The sequence below is a fragment of the Propionivibrio dicarboxylicus genome (genome assembly GCF_900099695.1).
GTDB classification, from domain to species: Bacteria; Pseudomonadota; Gammaproteobacteria; order Burkholderiales; family Rhodocyclaceae; genus Propionivibrio; species Propionivibrio dicarboxylicus.
Map to the genome: position 1 here is coordinate 609,689 of NZ_FNCY01000001.1, position 18,039 is coordinate 627,727.

The 18,039-nt window shown below is 65.0% G+C and carries 19 protein-coding genes and 2 riboswitches; of the genes, 7 read left to right on the plus strand and 12 right to left on the minus strand.

The genetic code is table 11. The features are described from left to right. Positions 1-30: 30 nt before the first annotated feature. From BLR25_RS03000 to cbiB, 9 genes are all read right to left on the minus strand, one after another. Positions 31-879, minus strand: coding sequence for an energy-coupling factor ABC transporter ATP-binding protein (locus tag BLR25_RS03000; protein ID WP_091933080.1), 849 nt, complete (start codon positions 877-879; stop codon positions 31-33). Continuing rightward, positions 876-1,616, minus strand: coding sequence for an energy-coupling factor transporter transmembrane component T family protein (locus BLR25_RS03005; protein WP_091933083.1), 741 nt, complete (start codon positions 1,614-1,616; stop codon positions 876-878). The genes BLR25_RS03000 and BLR25_RS03005 overlap by 4 nt, the downstream gene beginning before the upstream one ends. After that, positions 1,606-1,977 carry an energy-coupling factor ABC transporter substrate-binding protein gene (locus tag BLR25_RS03010; RefSeq protein WP_091933086.1) on the minus strand — a complete coding sequence of 124 codons (372 nt, stop codon included), beginning with the start codon at positions 1,975-1,977 and terminating at the stop codon, positions 1,606-1,608. The genes BLR25_RS03005 and BLR25_RS03010 overlap by 11 nt, the downstream gene beginning before the upstream one ends. Further along, on the minus strand, positions 1,974-2,654 hold the full coding sequence (locus tag BLR25_RS03015; protein ID WP_091933089.1) for an energy-coupling factor ABC transporter permease: 681 nt from the start codon (positions 2,652-2,654) through the stop codon (positions 1,974-1,976). Before BLR25_RS03015 ends, BLR25_RS03010 begins: the two co-directional genes overlap by 4 nt. A gap of 157 nt (positions 2,655-2,811) precedes the next feature. Next, a riboswitch (cobalamin riboswitch) is annotated at positions 2,812-3,025 on the minus strand. Between the two features lie 101 nt (positions 3,026-3,126). Then, the gene (gene cobT / locus BLR25_RS03020; RefSeq protein ID WP_091933093.1) at positions 3,127-4,170 is read right to left on the minus strand and encodes a nicotinate-nucleotide--dimethylbenzimidazole phosphoribosyltransferase; all 1,044 of its coding nucleotides are present in this window, start codon (positions 4,168-4,170) and stop codon (positions 3,127-3,129) included. A 26-nt stretch (positions 4,171-4,196) separates the two neighbouring features. Next, positions 4,197-5,573 (minus strand): peptide-modifying radical SAM enzyme CbpB, encoded by a 1,377-nt coding sequence (gene cbpB, locus BLR25_RS03025; RefSeq protein WP_091933096.1) that lies wholly within the window; start codon positions 5,571-5,573, stop codon positions 4,197-4,199. After that, positions 5,574-5,723, minus strand: a complete 150-nt coding sequence (cbpA, locus tag BLR25_RS03030) for a modified peptide precursor CbpA (RefSeq protein ID WP_091933099.1) — start codon at positions 5,721-5,723, stop codon at positions 5,574-5,576. Positions 5,724-5,809: 86 nt separating this feature from the next. Further along, positions 5,810-6,005, minus strand: a riboswitch (cobalamin riboswitch). Continuing rightward, entirely contained in the window at positions 6,005-7,006 is a 1,002-nt protein-coding gene (gene cobD / locus BLR25_RS03035; RefSeq protein WP_091933102.1) for a threonine-phosphate decarboxylase CobD, read from the minus strand. Its footprint overlaps the riboswitch before it by 1 nt. Beyond that, positions 6,999-7,955 carry an adenosylcobinamide-phosphate synthase CbiB gene (gene cbiB / locus BLR25_RS03040; protein WP_091933106.1) on the minus strand — a complete coding sequence of 319 codons (957 nt, stop codon included), beginning with the start codon at positions 7,953-7,955 and terminating at the stop codon, positions 6,999-7,001. The genes cobD and cbiB overlap by 8 nt, the downstream gene beginning before the upstream one ends. A gap of 56 nt (positions 7,956-8,011) precedes the next feature. Here cbiB and BLR25_RS03045 point away from each other — a divergent pair, with 56 nt between their 5' ends. Then, positions 8,012-9,502 carry a cobyric acid synthase gene (locus tag BLR25_RS03045; protein WP_091933109.1) on the plus strand — a complete coding sequence of 497 codons (1,491 nt, stop codon included), beginning with the start codon at positions 8,012-8,014 and terminating at the stop codon, positions 9,500-9,502. Positions 9,503-9,568: 66 nt separating this feature from the next. Here the strand turns inward: BLR25_RS03045 and BLR25_RS03050 are convergent, their stop codons facing one another. Then, a complete protein-coding gene (locus tag BLR25_RS03050) occupies positions 9,569-9,988 on the minus strand; it encodes a hypothetical protein (protein ID WP_091933112.1) in 420 nt (139 codons plus the stop codon). Between the two features lie 204 nt (positions 9,989-10,192). Between BLR25_RS03050 and BLR25_RS03055 the strand changes: the two genes are divergently transcribed. Continuing rightward, positions 10,193-10,414, plus strand: coding sequence for a DUF3079 domain-containing protein (locus tag BLR25_RS03055; RefSeq protein WP_091933115.1), 222 nt, complete (start codon positions 10,193-10,195; stop codon positions 10,412-10,414). 246 nt (positions 10,415-10,660) lie between these two features. On the opposite strand, the gene BLR25_RS03060 is transcribed toward BLR25_RS03055, so the two are convergent. Further along, entirely contained in the window at positions 10,661-10,840 is a 180-nt protein-coding gene (locus BLR25_RS03060; protein WP_091933119.1) for a hypothetical protein, read from the minus strand. Between the two features lie 275 nt (positions 10,841-11,115). Here BLR25_RS03060 and BLR25_RS03065 point away from each other — a divergent pair, with 275 nt between their 5' ends. From BLR25_RS03065 to BLR25_RS03080, 5 genes are all read left to right on the plus strand, one after another. Next, a complete protein-coding gene (locus BLR25_RS03065; RefSeq protein ID WP_245715453.1) occupies positions 11,116-12,339 on the plus strand; it encodes an MFS transporter in 1,224 nt (407 codons plus the stop codon). 40 nt (positions 12,340-12,379) lie between these two features. After that, a complete protein-coding gene (locus tag BLR25_RS03070; protein WP_091933122.1) occupies positions 12,380-13,279 on the plus strand; it encodes a ketopantoate reductase family protein in 900 nt (299 codons plus the stop codon). A gap of 264 nt (positions 13,280-13,543) precedes the next feature. Continuing rightward, positions 13,544-13,765, plus strand: coding sequence for a hypothetical protein (locus tag BLR25_RS03075; RefSeq protein WP_091933125.1), 222 nt, complete (start codon positions 13,544-13,546; stop codon positions 13,763-13,765). 117 nt (positions 13,766-13,882) lie between these two features. Then, the gene (locus tag BLR25_RS21175) at positions 13,883-14,215 is read left to right on the plus strand and encodes a hypothetical protein (RefSeq protein WP_176785727.1); all 333 of its coding nucleotides are present in this window, start codon (positions 13,883-13,885) and stop codon (positions 14,213-14,215) included. Between the two features lie 109 nt (positions 14,216-14,324). Further along, positions 14,325-17,174, plus strand: coding sequence for a CHAT domain-containing protein (locus tag BLR25_RS03080; protein ID WP_176785728.1), 2,850 nt, complete (start codon positions 14,325-14,327; stop codon positions 17,172-17,174). 14 nt (positions 17,175-17,188) lie between these two features. On the opposite strand, the gene BLR25_RS03085 is transcribed toward BLR25_RS03080, so the two are convergent. Next, complete coding sequence (locus tag BLR25_RS03085) at positions 17,189-17,974, minus strand: transporter substrate-binding domain-containing protein (RefSeq protein WP_176785729.1); 786 nt, start codon at positions 17,972-17,974, stop codon at positions 17,189-17,191. Between the last annotated feature and the right edge of the window lie 65 nt (positions 17,975-18,039).

Below are 18,039 nucleotides of genomic sequence, written 5' to 3' on the forward strand. Positions count from 1 at the left end.
ACCTCGCAAAAAAGAAAATCAAATCAGCATTCATGAAAGCGCTCCCGTTTCGAGAAGCGCGACGAGTTCGCGCTGCGAGCGCGGCAGCGGCGTTGCCGCCAGCAGGCCGCGGGCGACCAGCGCCCGGTGCAGGGCGATGACCTGCGGCGACGGCAGTCCGGCGGCCTTGAGATCGTCCTCGCGCGCCGGCATCGCCGCGCTGGCGAACGAGGCGGTGCAGCGGCCGCGCGCCATCAGGTGGATGTCGTCGGCCCAGCGGTAGGCGAAGTCGATGTCATGCGTGGCGAGCAGCAGCGTGATTCCTTTGGCATGAAGCCCGTTGAGCGCCGAGAGGAGTTCCTCGCGCATGGCGTTGTCGAGACCGGCCATCGGCTCGTCGAGGATCAGCAGCTTGGGTTCCATGGCCAGCACGCCGGCGATGCAGACGCGTTTTTTCTGTCCGAAGGAAAGGTTATGCACGGCCTTGTCGGCGGCATGGGCGAGGCCGACGGCATCGAGTGCCGCGTCGACGCGCTGGCGTACCGTATCGGTATCGAGGCCAAGATTGAGCGGGCCGAAGGAGACGTCTTCGCGCACGCTGGCGGAAAAGAGTTGCCGGTCGGGGTTCTGGAAGACGAGGCCGATGTCGGTGCGCAGGCGGCGCAGGCCGGCGCGGCTGTAGTCGACGGGCGTGCCGGCGTAGCGTACGACGCCGCCCTGCGGCTGGAGCAGGCCGTTGGCATGCTGGAAGAGCGTCGTCTTGCCGGCGCCGTTGGCACCGAGCAGCGCGTTGCGGCTGCCGGCGCGGATGCCGAGCGAACAGCCGTCGAGGCCGATACTGCCGTCCGGATAACGATAGGCCACCTGCTCGAACTGCAGCAGGACGTCGTTGAAGCTCATAGGAGAGTCGCTCCGAGAATCAGGATGCTGCCGGCCAGCGCGGCGATCGCGAGATCGCGGCGGGTATCGGCGAAGGTCGGTTCGATGAAGCGCAGCGGCCCGTCGTTGTTGCGGGCGAGTGCGGCGATATGCAGGTCATGCGCGCGCGACCAGACCTGGATCGCCAGGTTGGCGGTCAGTTGGCCGAGCGAACGCAGCGCGAGTCGTGGAGTGGCATAGCCGAGACGGGCGGCCTGTGCGGTCAGCGTGTCGTGCAGCGCTTCGGAGAAAACGAAGAGCATGCGATAGCAGACGACCATCAGTTCGAGCAGCACATCGGGAAAGCGCAGGCGGCGCATCAGCGCGATCAGGTCGATCAGCGGCGTCGTCAGCACCAGGAAAAGGAGCGCCGCCAGCGCCGCACCCGAGCGCGCGACGAGGCGGAAGAAGGGCGCGCTGCCTTCGGGCAGCCATTGCAGCGTCAGGCTGCCGCTGGCGTCAAGCGCCGGCGAGACCAGCAGGCTCAGGCTGCCGATGAGCAGGAAGCCGAGCGCCGGAGCGGCGACGCGTGCGAGTCGCGCACAGCCGATACCGGCGCCGAGCAGCGTCGTGGCGACCAGCGCAAGTGCGACGACCGCCGCCGTCGTCGGTGTTGCCGCGGCGAACGAAGCAATGAGACCGCTGAGCGCGAACAGGCCTTTGGCGGCCGGGGAGATGCTGCGCCAGCGATTGGTGTAGGCCGACTGCTCAATCAGCACTGCGTTCGTTCTCCGGAGCGGTCGGCGTGGCGGCGTTCTTCTCGGCCTCGCGGCGGAATTTTTCGCGCGTCACCGAGACGCCAAGGTAATAACCGATGACGCCGGCGCCGATCGCCGCCTGCAGTGCGAAAAGCAGCGAAGCAATCTCGTTGCTGGCGGGTTCGATGATCGGCGAGAACCACGGCTTGTAGTCGGGGTTGATGCTGCCGATCATGTTCTTGGCTTTGTCGTCGGCGCCGGTGAAGATTTCGGCGGCCTCGCTGCCCGGCGTCGCCTCTGGCTTCTGCACGAGCCACAGCGGCAGCGCCGAGAGCAGCACGACGCCGAGGATCAGCAGCAGGTTGACCGGGCGTTTCTTCATTGCGCGCGGACTTCCAGGTCGGTCGACAGCTTGAGGCTGCGCAACTCCTGGGCATTGAAGCGGGCCAGCGCGTTGAAGACGAGGACGGTCAGCAGGCCTTCGCTGATCGCCAGCGGGATCTGCGTGATGGCGAAGATGCCGGCGAACTTGGCGAGCGAAACGGCAAAGCCGCCGGTCGCGTCGGGGAAGGCCCAGGCGAGCTGGACCGAGGTCGTGACGTAGGTGGCGAGGTCGGACAGGCAGGCGGCGAGGAAGACGCTGAGCGCCAACGACAGGCGCAGGCCACGGGCGACGCGGAAGATGCCGGCGGCGACGAAGGGGCCGACGATGGCCATCGAGAAGACGTTGGCGCCGAGCGTCGTCAGGCCGCCATGGGCGAGCAGCAGCGCCTGGAAGAGCAGCACGACGAGGCCGATCGGCGCCATCACGGCAGGACCGAAGAGCAGTGCGCCGAGGCCGGTGCCGGTGGGGTGCGAGCAGCTGCCGGTGACCGAGGGCAGCTTCAGGGCCGAGAGAATGAAGGTGAAGGCGGCGGCGACGCCGAGCAGCATGCGCTGTTCGGGGTTGTCACGGAAGCGCTTGCGCACGGCATGGATCCCGTAGGCGACGAAAGGGGCCGAGGCGGCGGTCCAGCCGAGGGCATGCTCGACGGGGAGATAGCCTTCCATGATATGCATGATTCACCTCTGATTCCGAAAGCGACGCGACAACTATGACAACGGTCTCGGAAAAAGGGGAGTCGATCGGAGGATGGGCTGCCGGTCCTCGGTAGACGGAGGACCATTGAAGCGCGGCAACGAATCGTCAGAACCTCACCCCTCACCCCGAGGATTGGCACCACATTCATTCCAGGCCGGTCTTCTGGCTTGCCGTCTTCCTCCTCCGGCGCCTTCCCATGCGATTGTGTCGCACAGTGGCATCGTGCCGGATTCGTCAGGCCTACAGCAGCGGGGGGCTGCGTCGGAATTACCGCGCACGGCGGAGTCACCGACTTCCCGTTTCACCCGTCCCCCGGAGGGAACAAGGAACCTGAAATTCGCGCCCATTTTACGCCAAGGACGCAGTGAATGAAAACTGCGGGTTTCCACAAGCCAAGACCTTGTTTTTGTTCAGGACTCGGCTGCAGAAACCGCGTTGGTCGCGGGGCTTTTAGCCCTTGTCGGAGACGCCGGCCGACTCGAAACTGGCCATTTCGTTGAGGAAATTGACGGCCGCCAGCACCAGCGGATAGGCGAGCGCGGCGCCGGTGCCTTCGCCGAGACGCAGGCCCAGGTTGATCAGCGGCGCTACCTGCATCGCCGCGAGTTGGGCGCGGTGGCCGGGTTCGGCCGAGTGGTGGCAGAAGATGCAGTAGTCGGTGAAATGCGGGGCCAGCTTGGCGGCGACGAGCGCGGCCGAGCTGACGATGAAGCCGTCGATCAGCAGGACCATGCCGGCCTGCGCGGCGGCCAGCATGGCGCCGGCCATCATGGCGATCTCGTAGCCGCCGAACTCGGTCAGCGCGGCGAGCGGTTCGGTGATGCGTCCGGTGCGCGCCAGAGCCTGGTCGAGCAGCGCGCGCTTGCGTTGCAGGCCGGCGTCGTCGAGACCGGTGCCACGGCCGATGCACTCGGTGAGCGGGACACCGGTCAGGCAGTGGGTGATGAGCGAGGCCGAGGCGGTGTTGCCGATGCCCATCTCGCCGAAGCCGATGACGTTGCAACCCTCGGCGGCGAGTTTGCGGACGAGCGCCGCGCCGCGTTCGAGCGCAGCGTCGCACTCGGCGTCGGTCATCGCCGGTTCCTCGATGTAGTTGCGCGTACTCGCTGCGATCTTGGCGTCGACGAGGCCGTCACGAACACCAAAATCATGGGCGACGCCGGCGTCGACGATGGTCAGGCCGATACCGTTCTGGCGCGCGAAGACGTTGATGCCGGCGCCGCCGGCGAGGAAATTCTCGACCATCTGCCACGTCACTTCCTGCGGATAGGCGGAGACGCCGGCCTTGGCGGCGCCGTGGTCGCCGGCGAAGACGAGGATCTGCGGATGCGCGAGCCGGGGCGTCGCGGTTTGCTGGATCAGGCCGATCTGCAGCGCCATCGCTTCGAGTTGTCCGAGGGCGCCGAGCGGCTTGGTCTTGCGGTCGATCTTGTGCTGCAGCGTGACGGCGAGTGCACGGTCGGGGGCGGCGAGCGAGAATAAGGGGGAAGTCATGATGATGGAATCCTGAGGAATGCGGGTTATCCGAAATGGCTGAAGACGGTTTCGGTGGCGTCGTCCCAACCGTCCCAGAGAAAATCGTCGGCGCTGCCGTCGGCGATCAGGCGCAGCGCGTAACGGACCTGCGCCTTGTAGAAGTCGCAGAAGGCGCCGGTGCGGTCCATGCCGCCGTTCATTTCGTGCGCTTCGGCCGGGCAGGGCGAACCGCAGAAGTGCCGGATCGGACAGTCGTTGCACGGTGCGAAGGTATCGACGTCGCGCGCGGTGACGCTGCGGAACGCTTCCGAGGCGAGTGCCGTCGTGATGCCGTGATCATCGAACAGGTTGCCGCCGTTGAAGCGCGGCAGGCCGATGAATTCGCTGCACGGATAGAGACTGCCGTCGGCCGCCAGTGCGAAGAAGGCGCGGCCGCCGCCGCAGGGCGAGAGGTCGCACATCAGCCGGCGCGCCGTCGGTGCGAGGATGCCGATGAGGATGTTGGCGAAATTGGCGACGACGAGCTTGCGGCCGGTCTGACGGAACAGTTCGTGCGAGCGTTCGAGTGCGGCGATGAAGGCGCGAGCCATCGTCGCATCGTCAGGTTTCACGGTTCGTGCGTCGGGCAGCGTGCAGCGCAATGCATTGAGCATGCAGGTCGGCACTTCGGCGGCGTGGAACAGATCGACGAGTGCGTTGAGATGCGGCAGGTTTTCCGTCGTGCAGGTGGCGATTACGCTCCAGGAACCGTAGCCGCGCAGGCGCGCCATCGCATCCAGTACTTTGTCATGAACGCTCTTGCCGGCCCAGGTCTTGCGCGTGGCGTCGGTGATGCCGGCGAGCGGCCCGTCGAGCGAGAGGCCGATGCTGGCGTTGCGCGCCGTCAGGAATTCGACGGCGCTGTCATCGAGCAGGGTGGCGTTGGTCTGCAGGCCGAAGTCGAAATCGGCGCCAAAGGCGTCGATCGCGGCGAAGACGGCGTCGCGGTTCATCAGCGGCTCGGCGCCGTGGAAGATCGCTCGCGGCAGGCGGCCCGGCGGCATCACCGTGCGGAAATAGTCGCGCAGGCGCTCAAGCGCGGCGAGCAAGCGCTCGGTCGTCATGCGCTGGCCGTCGCGTCGTTGCGCACGCGGCAGATAGCAGTAGCTGCAATCGAGGTTGCAACGCTCGGTCGGGTTCAGGTAGACGCCGGAGGGCGTCAGGCCAAAACGCAGCGCCTGCATTTCGGCGGCGAAGTCGTCGGCCTGGTCGCGCCAGGCCTGCATCATCGGCAGGTGATCGGCGGTCGCGGCGTCGAGTTGGTGTTTGTCCACCAGCATCCAGAACGCCGATTCCGGCTCGATGACCGCGGCATAGCTGTCGTGTTCGATGTCGACGGCCAATAGCGGGCCGGCGGCCCGCGTCAGTTCGGCGACTTTCATTTACTTGGCCGCTCTCCGGTCCATCAGCACGTAATGCGACAGGCCGATGCCATCGGGATGGCAACGCTTGCGCATGGCGATGCTCGCGACGGGGGCGGTCGGTTGGGTGGCGGCCTGGGTGGCCGGTTGGGCGGGCTGTTGTGGCGACATGATCCTCTCCTCGGGACAGTGCATGAGTCATCAGGACAAGAGGCGTGCAGGCGCACGGCGATGGCCGGCGCGGATGCGGCTTCTTGCTTGTTCTGCACGGTTCGAGACGTCTTCTGGCTCCCGGATCAACCGAACTGCTGCGCCTTCCCGGAGGATGTCCCCCAGTGGCTGGTCGTGCGACCGTGCAGCATTCGTCCCCGGATACAGCGGCGGGCCCGCCACGGATTTTCACCGTGTTCCGTTTCGTCGAACCGAACGGAACGCGAATTATCCCGTTGTTGTCAGGACAGCGTCAAGGCGGCGGCGGTCAGCTGCGCCAGCGCGGCGTCGAGCCGTTCCCATTCGCTTTCGTTGCCGGGCAGGCCGAAACGGATCAGTCCGTGCGCGTCGAAACGTCGCACGAGGATGGCATGGCGGGCGAAATGCTCGGCAAGCGCGCTGGCCTGTGCCGTCTTGACGGTGCAGAACAGGGCCGTGCGCTGAACCTCGCCCAGTGGTGCGAGCGCCTGTTCGAGGCGGATGGAGGCAGTTTCAAGGCGTTGCCGCGCGCCGTCCTGCCAGGCGGTGTCGGCGAGTGCGTGGCGGGCGACGAAGCGCGCCGGGTGGGAGAGCGGCCAGGGGCCGAGTTTTTCGCGCAGGGCATCGAGTTTCTCGGCGACACCGAAGACGAAGCCGACGCGGGCACCGGCGAGGCCGAAGAACTTGCCGAGCGAGCGCAGCACGATCAGGTTCGGCGCGGCCTCGCTGCCGGCGAGATCGACGACGTTGTCCTGCGGACTGGCGTCGCCGAAGGCTTCGTCGACGATCAGCCAGCCGCCGCGCCGCCGCAACTGTTCGGCAGCGTCGACAACGGCATCGCGCGGTGTTGCGTTGCCGGTTGGGTTGTTCGGGTTGCAGATCAGGACCAAGGGCGTCGCCGCCGCGAGGGCGCGGGCGAGCGTCGGCAGTCGCCGCACGCGATGGCCGGCGCGTTCCCAGGCGTGCGGATGTTCTTCGTAGATCGGCGCGACGCAGGCGATGACTTGCGGGGCGAAAAACAGCGGCAGCGTCTGGATCGCCGCCTGCGACCCGGACAGCGCGAGCAGACGGTCGTTGCCATAGTAGGCGGCGGCCGTGGTTTCGAGTCCGTCGTTGTCTTCGGGGAGGCGGTTCCAGCAGGCCGGATCGATCGCCGGGATCGGGTAGGTTTCGGGATTGATGCCGGTCGACAGGTCGACCCAGCGCTCGACCGGGATGTTGTGTGCCTGGGCCGCGGCCAGCAGGCGTCCACCATGTTCAAGCACAGGCGGCTCCCAACAGGAGGTAAATGACGAGCCACAGCGCCAGGCTGCGACGCACCAGCGCCAGCGCGCGCGGGATGTCCTCGCCGCGGGCGGGGCGACCTTCGCCAAGCACCGGGCGTTCTTCCAGCTGGCCGTGGTAGATCGCGGCGCCGCCGAGCGCGAGGCCGAGGCTGCCGGCGCCGGACGACATCACCGGTCCGGCGTTAGGGCTGTCCCAGATCGGCGCCTGCGCACGCCAGCAGCGCAGGGCGCGGGCGGTCTGTCCCATCAGCGCGTAGGAGAGCGCGGTCAGGCGTGCCGGGAAATAGTTGAGCGCGTCGTCAAGGCGGGCGGCGACGCGACCGAATTCGAGGAAGCGTGGGGTACGGTAGCCCCACATCGCGTCAAGCGTGTTGGCCAGGCGGAAGAGTACGGCGCCGGCGCCGCCGAAGAGCATGAACCAGAAGAGCGCGCCGAAGATCGCGTCGTTGCCGTTCTCGAGTGTCGATTCGATGCAGGCCTTGGCGACGCCTGATTCGTCCAGTTGCTCGGTGTTGCGCGAGACGATCCAGCCGACGTGCTGGCGGGCGCTGGCGAGGTCGCCGGCGGCGAGGTCGGCGCCGACGTGTTCGGCGTGTTCGTGCAGGGCGCGGCCGCCGAGGGCGAGATAGAGCAGTGCGACATCGGTCAGCCAGCCGATGAAATCGTAACGTTTGGCCCAGACGGCGAGGGCGACCCAAGGCAGGACGACGAGCATCCAGGCAAGGGCGCCGCGCAGGATGCGGGCCCGGCCGCCATTCAGCCGGTGTTCGACGGCGCTCGCCAGGTTTCCGAAGCCGACCAGCGGATGTGCGTGCCGCATTTCGCCGAGCAGGCGGTCAAGGACCACCGCCGCGAGCGCCGCGAGGGGCAGCCACAGCGTCGATGGAACGCCCGCGAACGGCAGGTCGAGTGAAAACGGGGCAAGCATGAGAGAATGGCGGAAAAGGACGCAATTCTACGACTTACCTTGAAAATCCGCTAACCATGTCACAAAAATCCGTTCCCTCCCTGATGGTCCAGGGCTGCACCTCCGACGCCGGTAAATCGGTGTTGGCTGCCGCCATTTGCCGCGTGCTCGCCCGTCGCGGGCTGCGCGTCGCGCCCTTCAAACCGCAGAATATGGCGCTCAATTCGGCTGTCACCGTCGATGGCGGCGAAATCGGTCGCGCCCAGGCGCTACAGGCGCTGGCCGCGCGCGTGCCGGCCCATATCGACTTCAATCCGATCCTGCTCAAGCCCTCGACCGACCGGCACGCGCAGGTGATCATCCAGGGCAAGGCGCACGCCGACCTGAATGCCCGCGACTATCACGAATACAAGCCACGGGCAATGAAGGCCGTGCTCGAGTCCTGGCAACGCCTCAACGACGCCTACGACTGTATCGTCGTCGAAGGCGCCGGCAGTCCGGCCGAGATCAACCTGCGCGCCCGCGACATCGCCAACATGGGCTTCGCCGAGGTCGTCGATTGTCCGGTGATCATCGTCGCCGATATCGATCGCGGCGGCGTCTTCGCGCACCTCGTCGGCACGCTCGAATTGCTGTCGCCGAGCGAGCAGGCGCGGGTCAAAGGCTTCGTCATCAACCGTTTCCGTGGCGACATGTCGCTGCTCGAACCGGGTTTGCGCTGGCTCGAGGAACGGACCGGCAAGCCGGTGCTAGGCGTGCTGCCCTATCTGCACGGGCTGTATCTCGATGCCGAGGACGCGCTGCCGCGCGGCAAACTGGAAAAGGAAAATGCCAAGCTCAAGGTCGTTGCGCCGGCATATCCGCGCCTGTCGAACCACAACGATTTCGACCCTTTGCGCTATCACCCGGAAGTCGATTTCACCATCGTCGGCGCGCATGACCCGGTGCCGCCCTGCGATCTGATCGTGCTCGGCGGTTCGAAGGCGGTCCAGGCCGACCTCGACTGGCTACGCGAGATGGGTTGGGAAGAGGCGATCCAGCGCCACCTGCGCTATGGCGGCAAGCTGATCGGTATCTGCGGCGGCTTGCAGATGCTTGGCCGTCAACTGAACGACCCGCAAGGGCTCGAAGGCGCGCCGGGAAGCGCACCGGGGCTCGGCCTGCTCGATTTCGAGACGACGCTGGCCGCCGAGAAGCGGCTGGAAAACGTCAGCGGAACATTGACCCTGCCGGGGGCGCCGGCGATCGAGGGCTACCGGATCCACATGGGCGTGACGCACGGTCCGGCGCTGTCACGGCCGTCGACGCAGCTGGGCGGATCGCCCGAAGGCGCGATTTCCGAAGATGGCCAGGTGCTGGCGACCTACTGCCATGGATTGTTCGATCAGCCCGATGCGCTCAACGCGCTGATCGCCTGGGCAGGACACACGCCAGCAGCGCGTTTTGACCCGGTCGAGCGGCGCGAGCGCGACCTCGATCGTCTGGCCGACGCTGTCGAGGAACACATGGATCTGGCGCGGCTGGCCGAGTGGTTTCCGTGTATCCGGCCGGACAAGGCGCCTGTCTGAGACCCATAAGCGTCTGCCGGATTTCTCCGGCAGACGAGGGTGATTCTGGAAACTGCTGGCGAACGATCAGCCGTAGTTGATCGGATGCTTGGACAGCCAGTGCTTGTCGCGCGTCGTGCCGATGCGCTTGCCGGCTTCGCGTGCCATTGCCGCGGTCAGCGGACGGGTCTTCCAGGCAAAGCTGGCGCCGAAACCGAGCACGGCGCCGAGAATGCCACCGGCGATGACGCCGCGTACCGGCTTGCGATCGTCGGCCAGCGCGCCGAGCACGGCGCCGGTCAGCACGCCGAAGCTGGCGGCTTGCCAGGACTGTTCAGCGGCGACGGCCAGGATGTCGGAGGTCTCTTCGGCTTCGAGCACCGCACGGCGGGCTTCCTTGGCGCCTTCAAGGCCTGACTCGACGAGTTCCTTGCCATATTCGATATTGGTCTTGACGAGTTCCTTGCCTTGCTCGAGGTTGTTCTTGACCTGTTCTGTAATGCCCATGTTGTCGCTCCTGTGGTGGCGCTGAATCCGAGCCGACGTTGTCGCAAACCCGGGTTTGCATGACGACGACCCCCTTACGATTCGTAGTGTATCACTGGTCGCCAGTTCGTGCCGTCGGGGAACCTGTTGGCTTGGCGGCGACTCTATCGGCGGTGTGGACAGGCAACGACGTCAAGGCGCGTGCCGTTCGATTGAAAGCGATTGATGGCCAAGAAATTCCCCCTGAACCCCAAACACCCGGAGCGTATCTGCTGGGGCTGCGACCGCTATTGCCCCTGGGATTCGCTCGGTTGCGGCAATGGCTCGGGCCGCACCCAGCATCCGGCCGAGTTGCTCGGCGAGGATTGGTATCGCCACGGCGACTGGGGCCTAGACGTCGACGAAGAAACGCCGGCGGACGCCGATGCGGGCGAGGTGAAAAAGTGAATGTCGAATCGACACGACCGGCGCGTGTGCCGGCCGGTGGCCGATGAAGGGGGAGCGCCGTGCGCTATCCCTGTCTCGGTTATTGCATCATCGACAAGCGCGGTTATTGCGTCGCCTGCGGACGACCGCCAACGCTGGGCATGCCAGAGTCTTGTACGCCGGCGCCTTCAGGCGTGCCGACGGTGCTTCCAAAGCAGGAGAAAGTGGAGCCGGCGGATACCGCCGACGCCGGGGACACCGCAACGCTCAAAGGAAGCCGAGCTTGAAGACGTCGCCAATCATCGAAGCGATCATGATGAATTCGCGTCCGACGTTGTCGATACCAAAGTGCACGGCGTCTTCGCCTTGCTGGATGACGGGTTCAAGGTAACTAGCGCTTTCCAGAAAGGCGCGCGCTTGTTCGGGCAGCAGGTTTTCCATTTTCATCGAATGGTCTCCTTGAGTGGGCCAAAGGGGAGAGTGGTCGAAATTTAGGCGACGGATTCTAGCATGGGTATCACTAAAGTAGTAGGCGTTTTTGTGAGATGGTCAGGCCGATCTTGTGCTGATAGTGAGTGCTTGCTCCTGGCTGTTTTTCATATTTTTCGCATCTTTTGCAACAGAGAATCGGAGGCTGAGGTTCCTGGCCTGGCGAACGGTGCGCCACGGCGCGCGACATCGCGCATAATGCTTGCCGATCCATTTATGACCGGGATATTTTTGTGACGACGCCGTTTTCCGATCCTCACCGCACGCGGGCCATTTTGTTGCTGTCGATGGCAGCGTTCGCCAGCGCAGCCTCGATGCGGATTTGCGATGCGATGCTGCCGGCCTTGGCGGAGCATTTTTCGACGAGTACGGCCGAGGCGAGTCATGTCGTGTCCTTTTTTGCGATCGCCTACGGGTTGCTGCAGGCATTTTTCGGGACGCTCGGCGATCGCATCGGCAAGTATCGGCTGATCGCCTATTGCACATTGGCGTCGACGGCGGGGACGCTGGCGGCCGCCTTCGCCGGGTCGCTCGATTGGCTGGTGGTCGCGCGCTTCCTGTCCGGCATGACCGCCGCCGGCATCATTCCGCTGTCGATGGCTTGGATCGGCGATACGGTCGCCTACGAACACCGGCAGGCGACGCTGGCCCGGTTCCTGGGCGGGCAGATTCTGGGCCTGGTCAGCGGCCAATTCATCAGCGGCGTATTTACCGATACCTTCGGTTGGCGTTGGGCTTTCGCCTTCCTCGCGACGATCTTTCTCGGTGTCGGTTGGCGCGTGCTGCGGGAAGCGCGCCACAATCCTTCGGCGCAGCATGCCGCCGGGAATCCCTTGGTCCGCGCTTCGATTCTGACGCAGGTGGGCGTGGTGCTGGCTACACCCTGGGCGCGCGTCGTGCTCGTGACGGTGTTCATCGAGGGGATGCTGGTATTCGGTCCGATGGCTTTCGTTCCGACTTTCCTGCACACCCGGTTTTCCTTGGCGCTGACGACGGCTGGTGTGATGATGATGGCTTTCGGTGCCGGCGGTTTTCTCTACATCGTGTTCGCCCGGCATTTTGTCCGTCGTCTCGGCGAGCCCGGGCTTGCCGGGGTCGGCGGCGTCATGCTGGCCCTCGCCTGGCTGATCCTTGCGACCGAAAACCACTGGGCGTGGACGCCCTTCCTGACTTTCCTGGCAGGCCTCGGTTTTTACCAGTTGCACAATACGCTGCAGACCAATGCTACCCAGATGGCGCCAAGCGTCCGCGGTACCGCGGTCTCCTTGTTTGCGTCGGCATTTTTCCTCGGGCAGTCGCTCGGCGTCTTCGTTTCTTCGCACATTTTCTCGAACCTCGGCGCCGAAACACTATTTCTCGTGGCAGCAACGCTGATTCCGGTGTTGGGCGCGGCCTTTTCCTGGCGCGTCAGGCTGCATCATCGAAGCGTCGCCGCTCCGGCGAAATCGACGCCATGAGCAGGGTTGGGCGAGGTGCCGCAGACAGGAGCAGACTCACATGAAGATAGCAGTGATGGGTGCCGGTGCTGTCGGTTGTTACTACGGCGGCATGTTGGCGCGGGCCGGGCACGAGGTCGTGCTGATCGGCCGTCCCCCGCATGTCGAGGCCATCCGGGCACAGGGCCTGCGTTTCGAGGCGGCGGCATTCTCCGGCACAATCGCGCTGGCAGCCGCCGGCGACGCCAGCGCGATCAAAGGCGCGGCGTTGGTGCTGTGTTGCGTCAAATCCGGCGATTCCGAGCGCGCGGCCGCGGCGATGGCGCCCCATCTCGAGGCGACGACGATCGTGCTCAGCCTGCAGAACGGCGTCGATAACGCGGCACGTCTGTCGGCCTGTCTGGGTCGGACGGCACTGCCCGTCGCTGTGTACGTCGCCGTCGAGATGGCGGGGCCCGGCCATGTGCGTCACCACGGGCGCGGGGATCTCGTGATCGGCGCCTCGCCCGAGGCCGAGGCCTTGTCGGCCCTGTTTGTCGCTGCCGGCATTCCCGTCCGGGTGTCGGACAACGTCATGGCGACCTTGTGGGAGAAATTGATCGTCAACTGCACTTTGAACGCCTTGTCGGCGATCACCCGACAGCCCTATGGTGTATTGGCCCAGGGCGCCGGCGTTGCTGACGTCATCGACGATGTGCTCAGCGAGTGCCTGGCCGTGGCGCGTGCCGATGGCATCGCGATTGCGGCGGATTCGCGGGCGGCGGTTCAGGGCATCATCGACAGCATGCCGACCCAGCGTTCTTCCACCGCGCAGGACCTGATGCGCGGCAAGCCCAGCGAAATCGATCATCTGAACGGATACGTCGTGCGTCGCGGTCAGGCACTTGGCATTGCCACCCCCGCCAACCGCGTCTTGTACGCGCTCGTACGTTTGCTGGAGAACGCGCCGGCGGGCAATTGAGGGGCGAGCGACGGCAAAAAAAATCCCGTGTCAGTCGGACACGGGATGCAAATCTCATCATTGCGATGAGTCAGGGAGGGTCAAACATTGTCAGCAGGGGATGCTGAAGCAATGACTGCAGTGTACGTTTTGAGGCCGGCGCCTGTCTGTTGGCGCACTGCGGCGATTGCGTAACGGTTTGTAAGACTTGCGCGAGCGCCGAATCTTGCTATCGGTGGGCGCCGGAAGTAGCATCAGTACGTCATGACCCTCAGGAGGCGTCCCATGAAATCGATTTATGTCACCGCGCTGCTGTGTTTCGTGGTTTCGGCCTGTTCGAATACCTATACCTATGTCAAGGACGGCAATGCCGATGCGCTGCAGGATGCGCTGGTCGAATGCAAGACCGAAATGGCGCGGCAAGTCGGCGACGACGCCACCGAGGCGATGGACAAGTGCATGGCGGCCAAGGGCTACGACAAGAAAATCGACAAATATGGGCTGTGAGGAATTGCGCCTTGTCTGCTTGCGGCCGTTGCCGGGTACGGATGGTATGTCGACGGTGACGGTCGGATGATATTCAGGGATCGACGCTCACTCAGGTTTTTTTGCGATGTCGCCGGCGTGGTGATTTTGCTGGCCGGTCTGCTGATTGCTGGCCTGATCTACCATCGTGCCGGAAACCTGCCGGACGAAGGCTTGTCATATGAATTCGTCGATGGCGCGGTCTATGTGGTCGATCCGGGGGATTCAAAACTGTATCGTCGCGAACTCGAGCGCTTCGGCGGCAAGGCGGCGATTTTCGCCGACGATCTCAACCGGTGGTTCTCCAGTCTATGGAAGGGACGGCGTCTTGCATTCATCGTCGCTCTGTTCTCGATTGTCATCGCCTTTGGCATTGTTCGTTTTGGCCGTGCGCCGGATCTGCCGCCGCCTGATCAGCCGTCCGACCGGTAGCGGCATTCTGTTACCGCGGTGGCTGCGCTGCACTGTGTGGACGGGCCTGTTGTGCCTGGCTTCCTTGGCATCGGCGCAAAACGCGAACCCCCCGCCGCCGATTCCCGAGGTGGCGCGCCCCGTTTTCCTCGAAGCCGAGAAGGCGCGCGAAGAGGGGGCAGTCGAACGTGAGCGCGAGTTGCTGGAAGAGGCGATCCGGTTGATCGGTCCGCAAAACCCGGCAGCCTTTCCGGTTTACGAGCGTTTGCGCCACAACTATGCCGACCGCGGCCTGTTCGCCAGGGCTATCGATGTTGGCGAGCGGCAACTGCGTGTCACGAGCGGTCCCGGTCAGGATCACAACGTTCTGATTGCCCAGGTCAACCAGTATGCCTCCCTGCATCAGTTGGACCAGGCGTCGGCGGCGTTGGCTCAGCTTGAACGCACGATGGATTCATTACGTCGTTCGAGGCGCTGGTTTTCGCGCGGCCCCTGGTGGCAGGCCGGGCTGGCGCGCGCGAAGGCGGCGGTGTTACTGCGCTCGGGACATTTGGCTGAGGCCGAGGAAGCGCTGAAGGCCTGCGTCGCCTCCTCTACCGCCGCCTTGCGCGACAATCCGGACATCGAAGGCAGCGTGCAGATCATGGAGTGCGTGCGCGGATTGATGGATGTTCAGATTGCCACTGGCCAACTTGCGGCTGCCGGGGTTACCGCTGATCAGCTGCGTGTGGTCGCCGATCAGACCGTGGAGATCAAGAAGCGGCCAGCCATTCATGTGCGCGTCAAGCAAAGCATGGGGCGCTTGGCGCTGGAGCAGGGAAAAGTCGACTTGGCGCGGCGGATTTTCGAGGAAGGGCTCGATTCCCTGCGCGCCAGCGATTCGTCGGAGGCGTCCTTGCGCGCTGCCGACCTGAGGCTTCAATTGGCCCGGGTTCATATGTTGCTAGGACAATGGCCGCAGGCGCTCGAGTGGCACCGGCAACGCGAGGCGGCGCTGCTTGGCGCGGCATCGGAACGCGGTCGGGTGGCATCCGGGTCGGTCGAATACGCCTACACCTTGCAGCGTCTGGACAATCCAGCCCCGGCGCTGGCAATGATGGAACGCATTGTCGAAGCGCGTCGACAACAAGATGAAGCTTCCTTGCTTCGCTGGGAGGCCGAGGCGTTTTACGGACTCGCGCTAGCCGCCAATGGGCGCGCCGATGAGGCCCTGCAGAAGCTGCGCGTCGCCGTACCCAAGTATTTGGATCTGGCCAATGGCGAACGCTCGTCAGTCGATGCCGGCGTTTTGCGCAACGCTCGTTTCAACTGGATGCTCGACGGTTATCTGGCCTTGCTGGCTTCCCATGCGGCGGCGGGTGGTGCCGATGCGGCAACGGCACGTGACGAGGCCTTCCGGCTCGCCGATCTGGCGCGCGGCAGTACCGTGCAGCGCGCATTGTCGGTGTCGGCGTCGCGGGCGACGATTGCCGATCCGGCGCTCGCCGATCTCGCGCGTCGTGAACAGGATCTGCAACGCGAAATCAGCGCGCTCGCCGAGTCGCTTGGCAATCTGCTGGCACGCGGCCGGGTGGCGGAACAGGATCAGGTCGTTGCGCAAATGCGTGCGACGCTGACGCGCCTGCGTAACGAGCAAACGCAGGCGCTGCGCGATATCGAGCGTCGTTTCCCCGACTACGCCGGATTGCTCAACCCGAAGCCGGTCGGCATTGCGGCCGTCCAGAAGCTTTTACGCACGGGTGAGGCGCTGGTGTCGATTTATACCGGCAGCGCGCAAACGCTGGTTTGGGCGATTCCGGCACGTGGCGAGCCGAAGTTTGCTGTCGTGCCGATGAGCCAGGCGCAGGTCGATGCCAAGGTGGACAAATTGCGCCGGGGGCTCGATCCCAATGCCGACGCGGCAGGACGTTCGCCTAAATATGATCTGGAAGTGGCGCACGAGTTGTATGCGCAATTGCTCGGTAGCGTCGAGGACGGTTGGCGCGAGGCGCAGGATCTCATCGTCGTTCCGCAGGGTCGTCTCGGCCAATTGCCGTTCGGCGTGCTCCTGACCGAGCCATGGACGGCGCCGGCGGCGCGCTTGCCGTATGCCGAGATGGCGGAGGCGCCCTGGCTCATCAAGCGCGTCGGAATTTCACAGCTGCCGGCGGTCGTGGCGCTGACGGCGCTACGCGGCCAAGGCGTGCCCAAACCGGCCGAACGACCCTTCGTCGGCTTTGGCGATCCTGTCTTCGTGGCCGCCGCCGGAGCGGCAGAGAGTGGGGCGACGACGCGAGGCGGACGCTGGCGCGCGTCCCTGCGCTCGGACGATCGTGGCGAGGCCGGGTCGGCATCCGCCACCTCGCTTGGCGTACCGGTCAATTTCAAGCTCTTGCCGCCACTGCCGGAGACGGCGCAGGAAGTCGAGGAAGTCGCCGCCGTACTCGGGGCCGATGCGACTCGCGACATCTTCCTGCACGAACGGGCGAGCGAAGCGGTCGTCAAGCACACCGCGCTCGCAGGCTATCGTGTCGTCATGTTCGCGACGCACGGGCTGATGGGGAACGAGATGCCGGGGTTGTTCCAGCCGGCCCTGGCGCTTTCCAATCCGGCGATCACCGGTGACGGTGAGGACGGCATGCTGACGATGGAGGAAATCCTCGGGCTCAAGCTGCGCGCCGACTGGGTCGTGCTGTCGGCCTGCAACACCGCGGCGGCGGGTGGGCAGTCGAGCGAGTCGGTGTCGGGATTGGGGCGGGCCTTCTTCTACGCTGGCGCGCGGGCGCTGCTGGTCACCAACTGGGCCGTCGAGACCGAGTCGGCACGGCTGCTGACGACCGAAGCCTTCCGTCGGCAGAGTGCCGATCCGGCGATGTCGCGGGCGCGGGCGCTGCAGCAGTCGTCGCTGGCGTTGATGCAAAAGAGCGCGGGCAAGGATTACAGTTACGCGCATCCGATGTTCTGGGCGCCGTACGCGTTGGTCGGCGACGGCGGGCGCTGATTCGGATCAGCGCATCAGGGCCACGGGTGCGCCAGCCATTTTTCGAGCAGCGGTGAAAAAGCGCCGCTGGCGATCGTCTGGTGCAGCCACTGGTCGACGAAAGTCTTCCAGACCAGGTCGCGCGGCAGCAGGTAGGCCTTTTCGGAAAAATCGAACGGTGCTTCGGGGTGCAAGGCACACAGTTGCGGCTTGAGCTTGGCCTGCAGGCGCGTTTCGATGGCGTCGGTAATCATCAGGTCGGCGCGGCCGGCGATGATCTGGTCGAAGATCGTCACGTTGTCGGGATGGACCGCGATCGACGCCTGTTTGATATTGGCACGGGCGAAGCGCTCGTTGGTGCCGCCGGGATTGACGATCAGACGGACGCCGGGGTGGTCGATCTGGGCCAGCGTCTGGAAGCGCTCCTTGTTTTCGCAGCGCGTGATCGGTGTCTTGCCATCGCGCAGGTAGGGAATCGAATAGAGCGCTTTCTTCTGCCGATCGAGGCTGATCGAAACACCGCTCATGGCGATGTCGAAGCGGTCCTCGCCGAGATCCTTCATCAGTGTCGGCCATGAGGTCGGCACGAGTTCAAGCTTGACGCCAAGGGCCTTGGCGAGTTGTCCGGCGAGTTCGACGTCGAGCCCGACGAATTCGACCGACGTCGCCGGGCGATAGCTGAAGGGCTTGTAGTCGCCGGTCGTTCCGACGCGCAGGGCGCCGCGCGCGAGGATGTCGTCGAGGCGATTGCTCTCGGCAGTGGCCGGGAGATTGAGACAAAGGCTGGCGACGACGAGGAGCAGCGTTCGGATCAGGCGCATGGGAATCTCCGGAGGGGGCGGACGAGGAGGGCCAGGCCGGGATGATAAACTGTGTCGCTCGATTG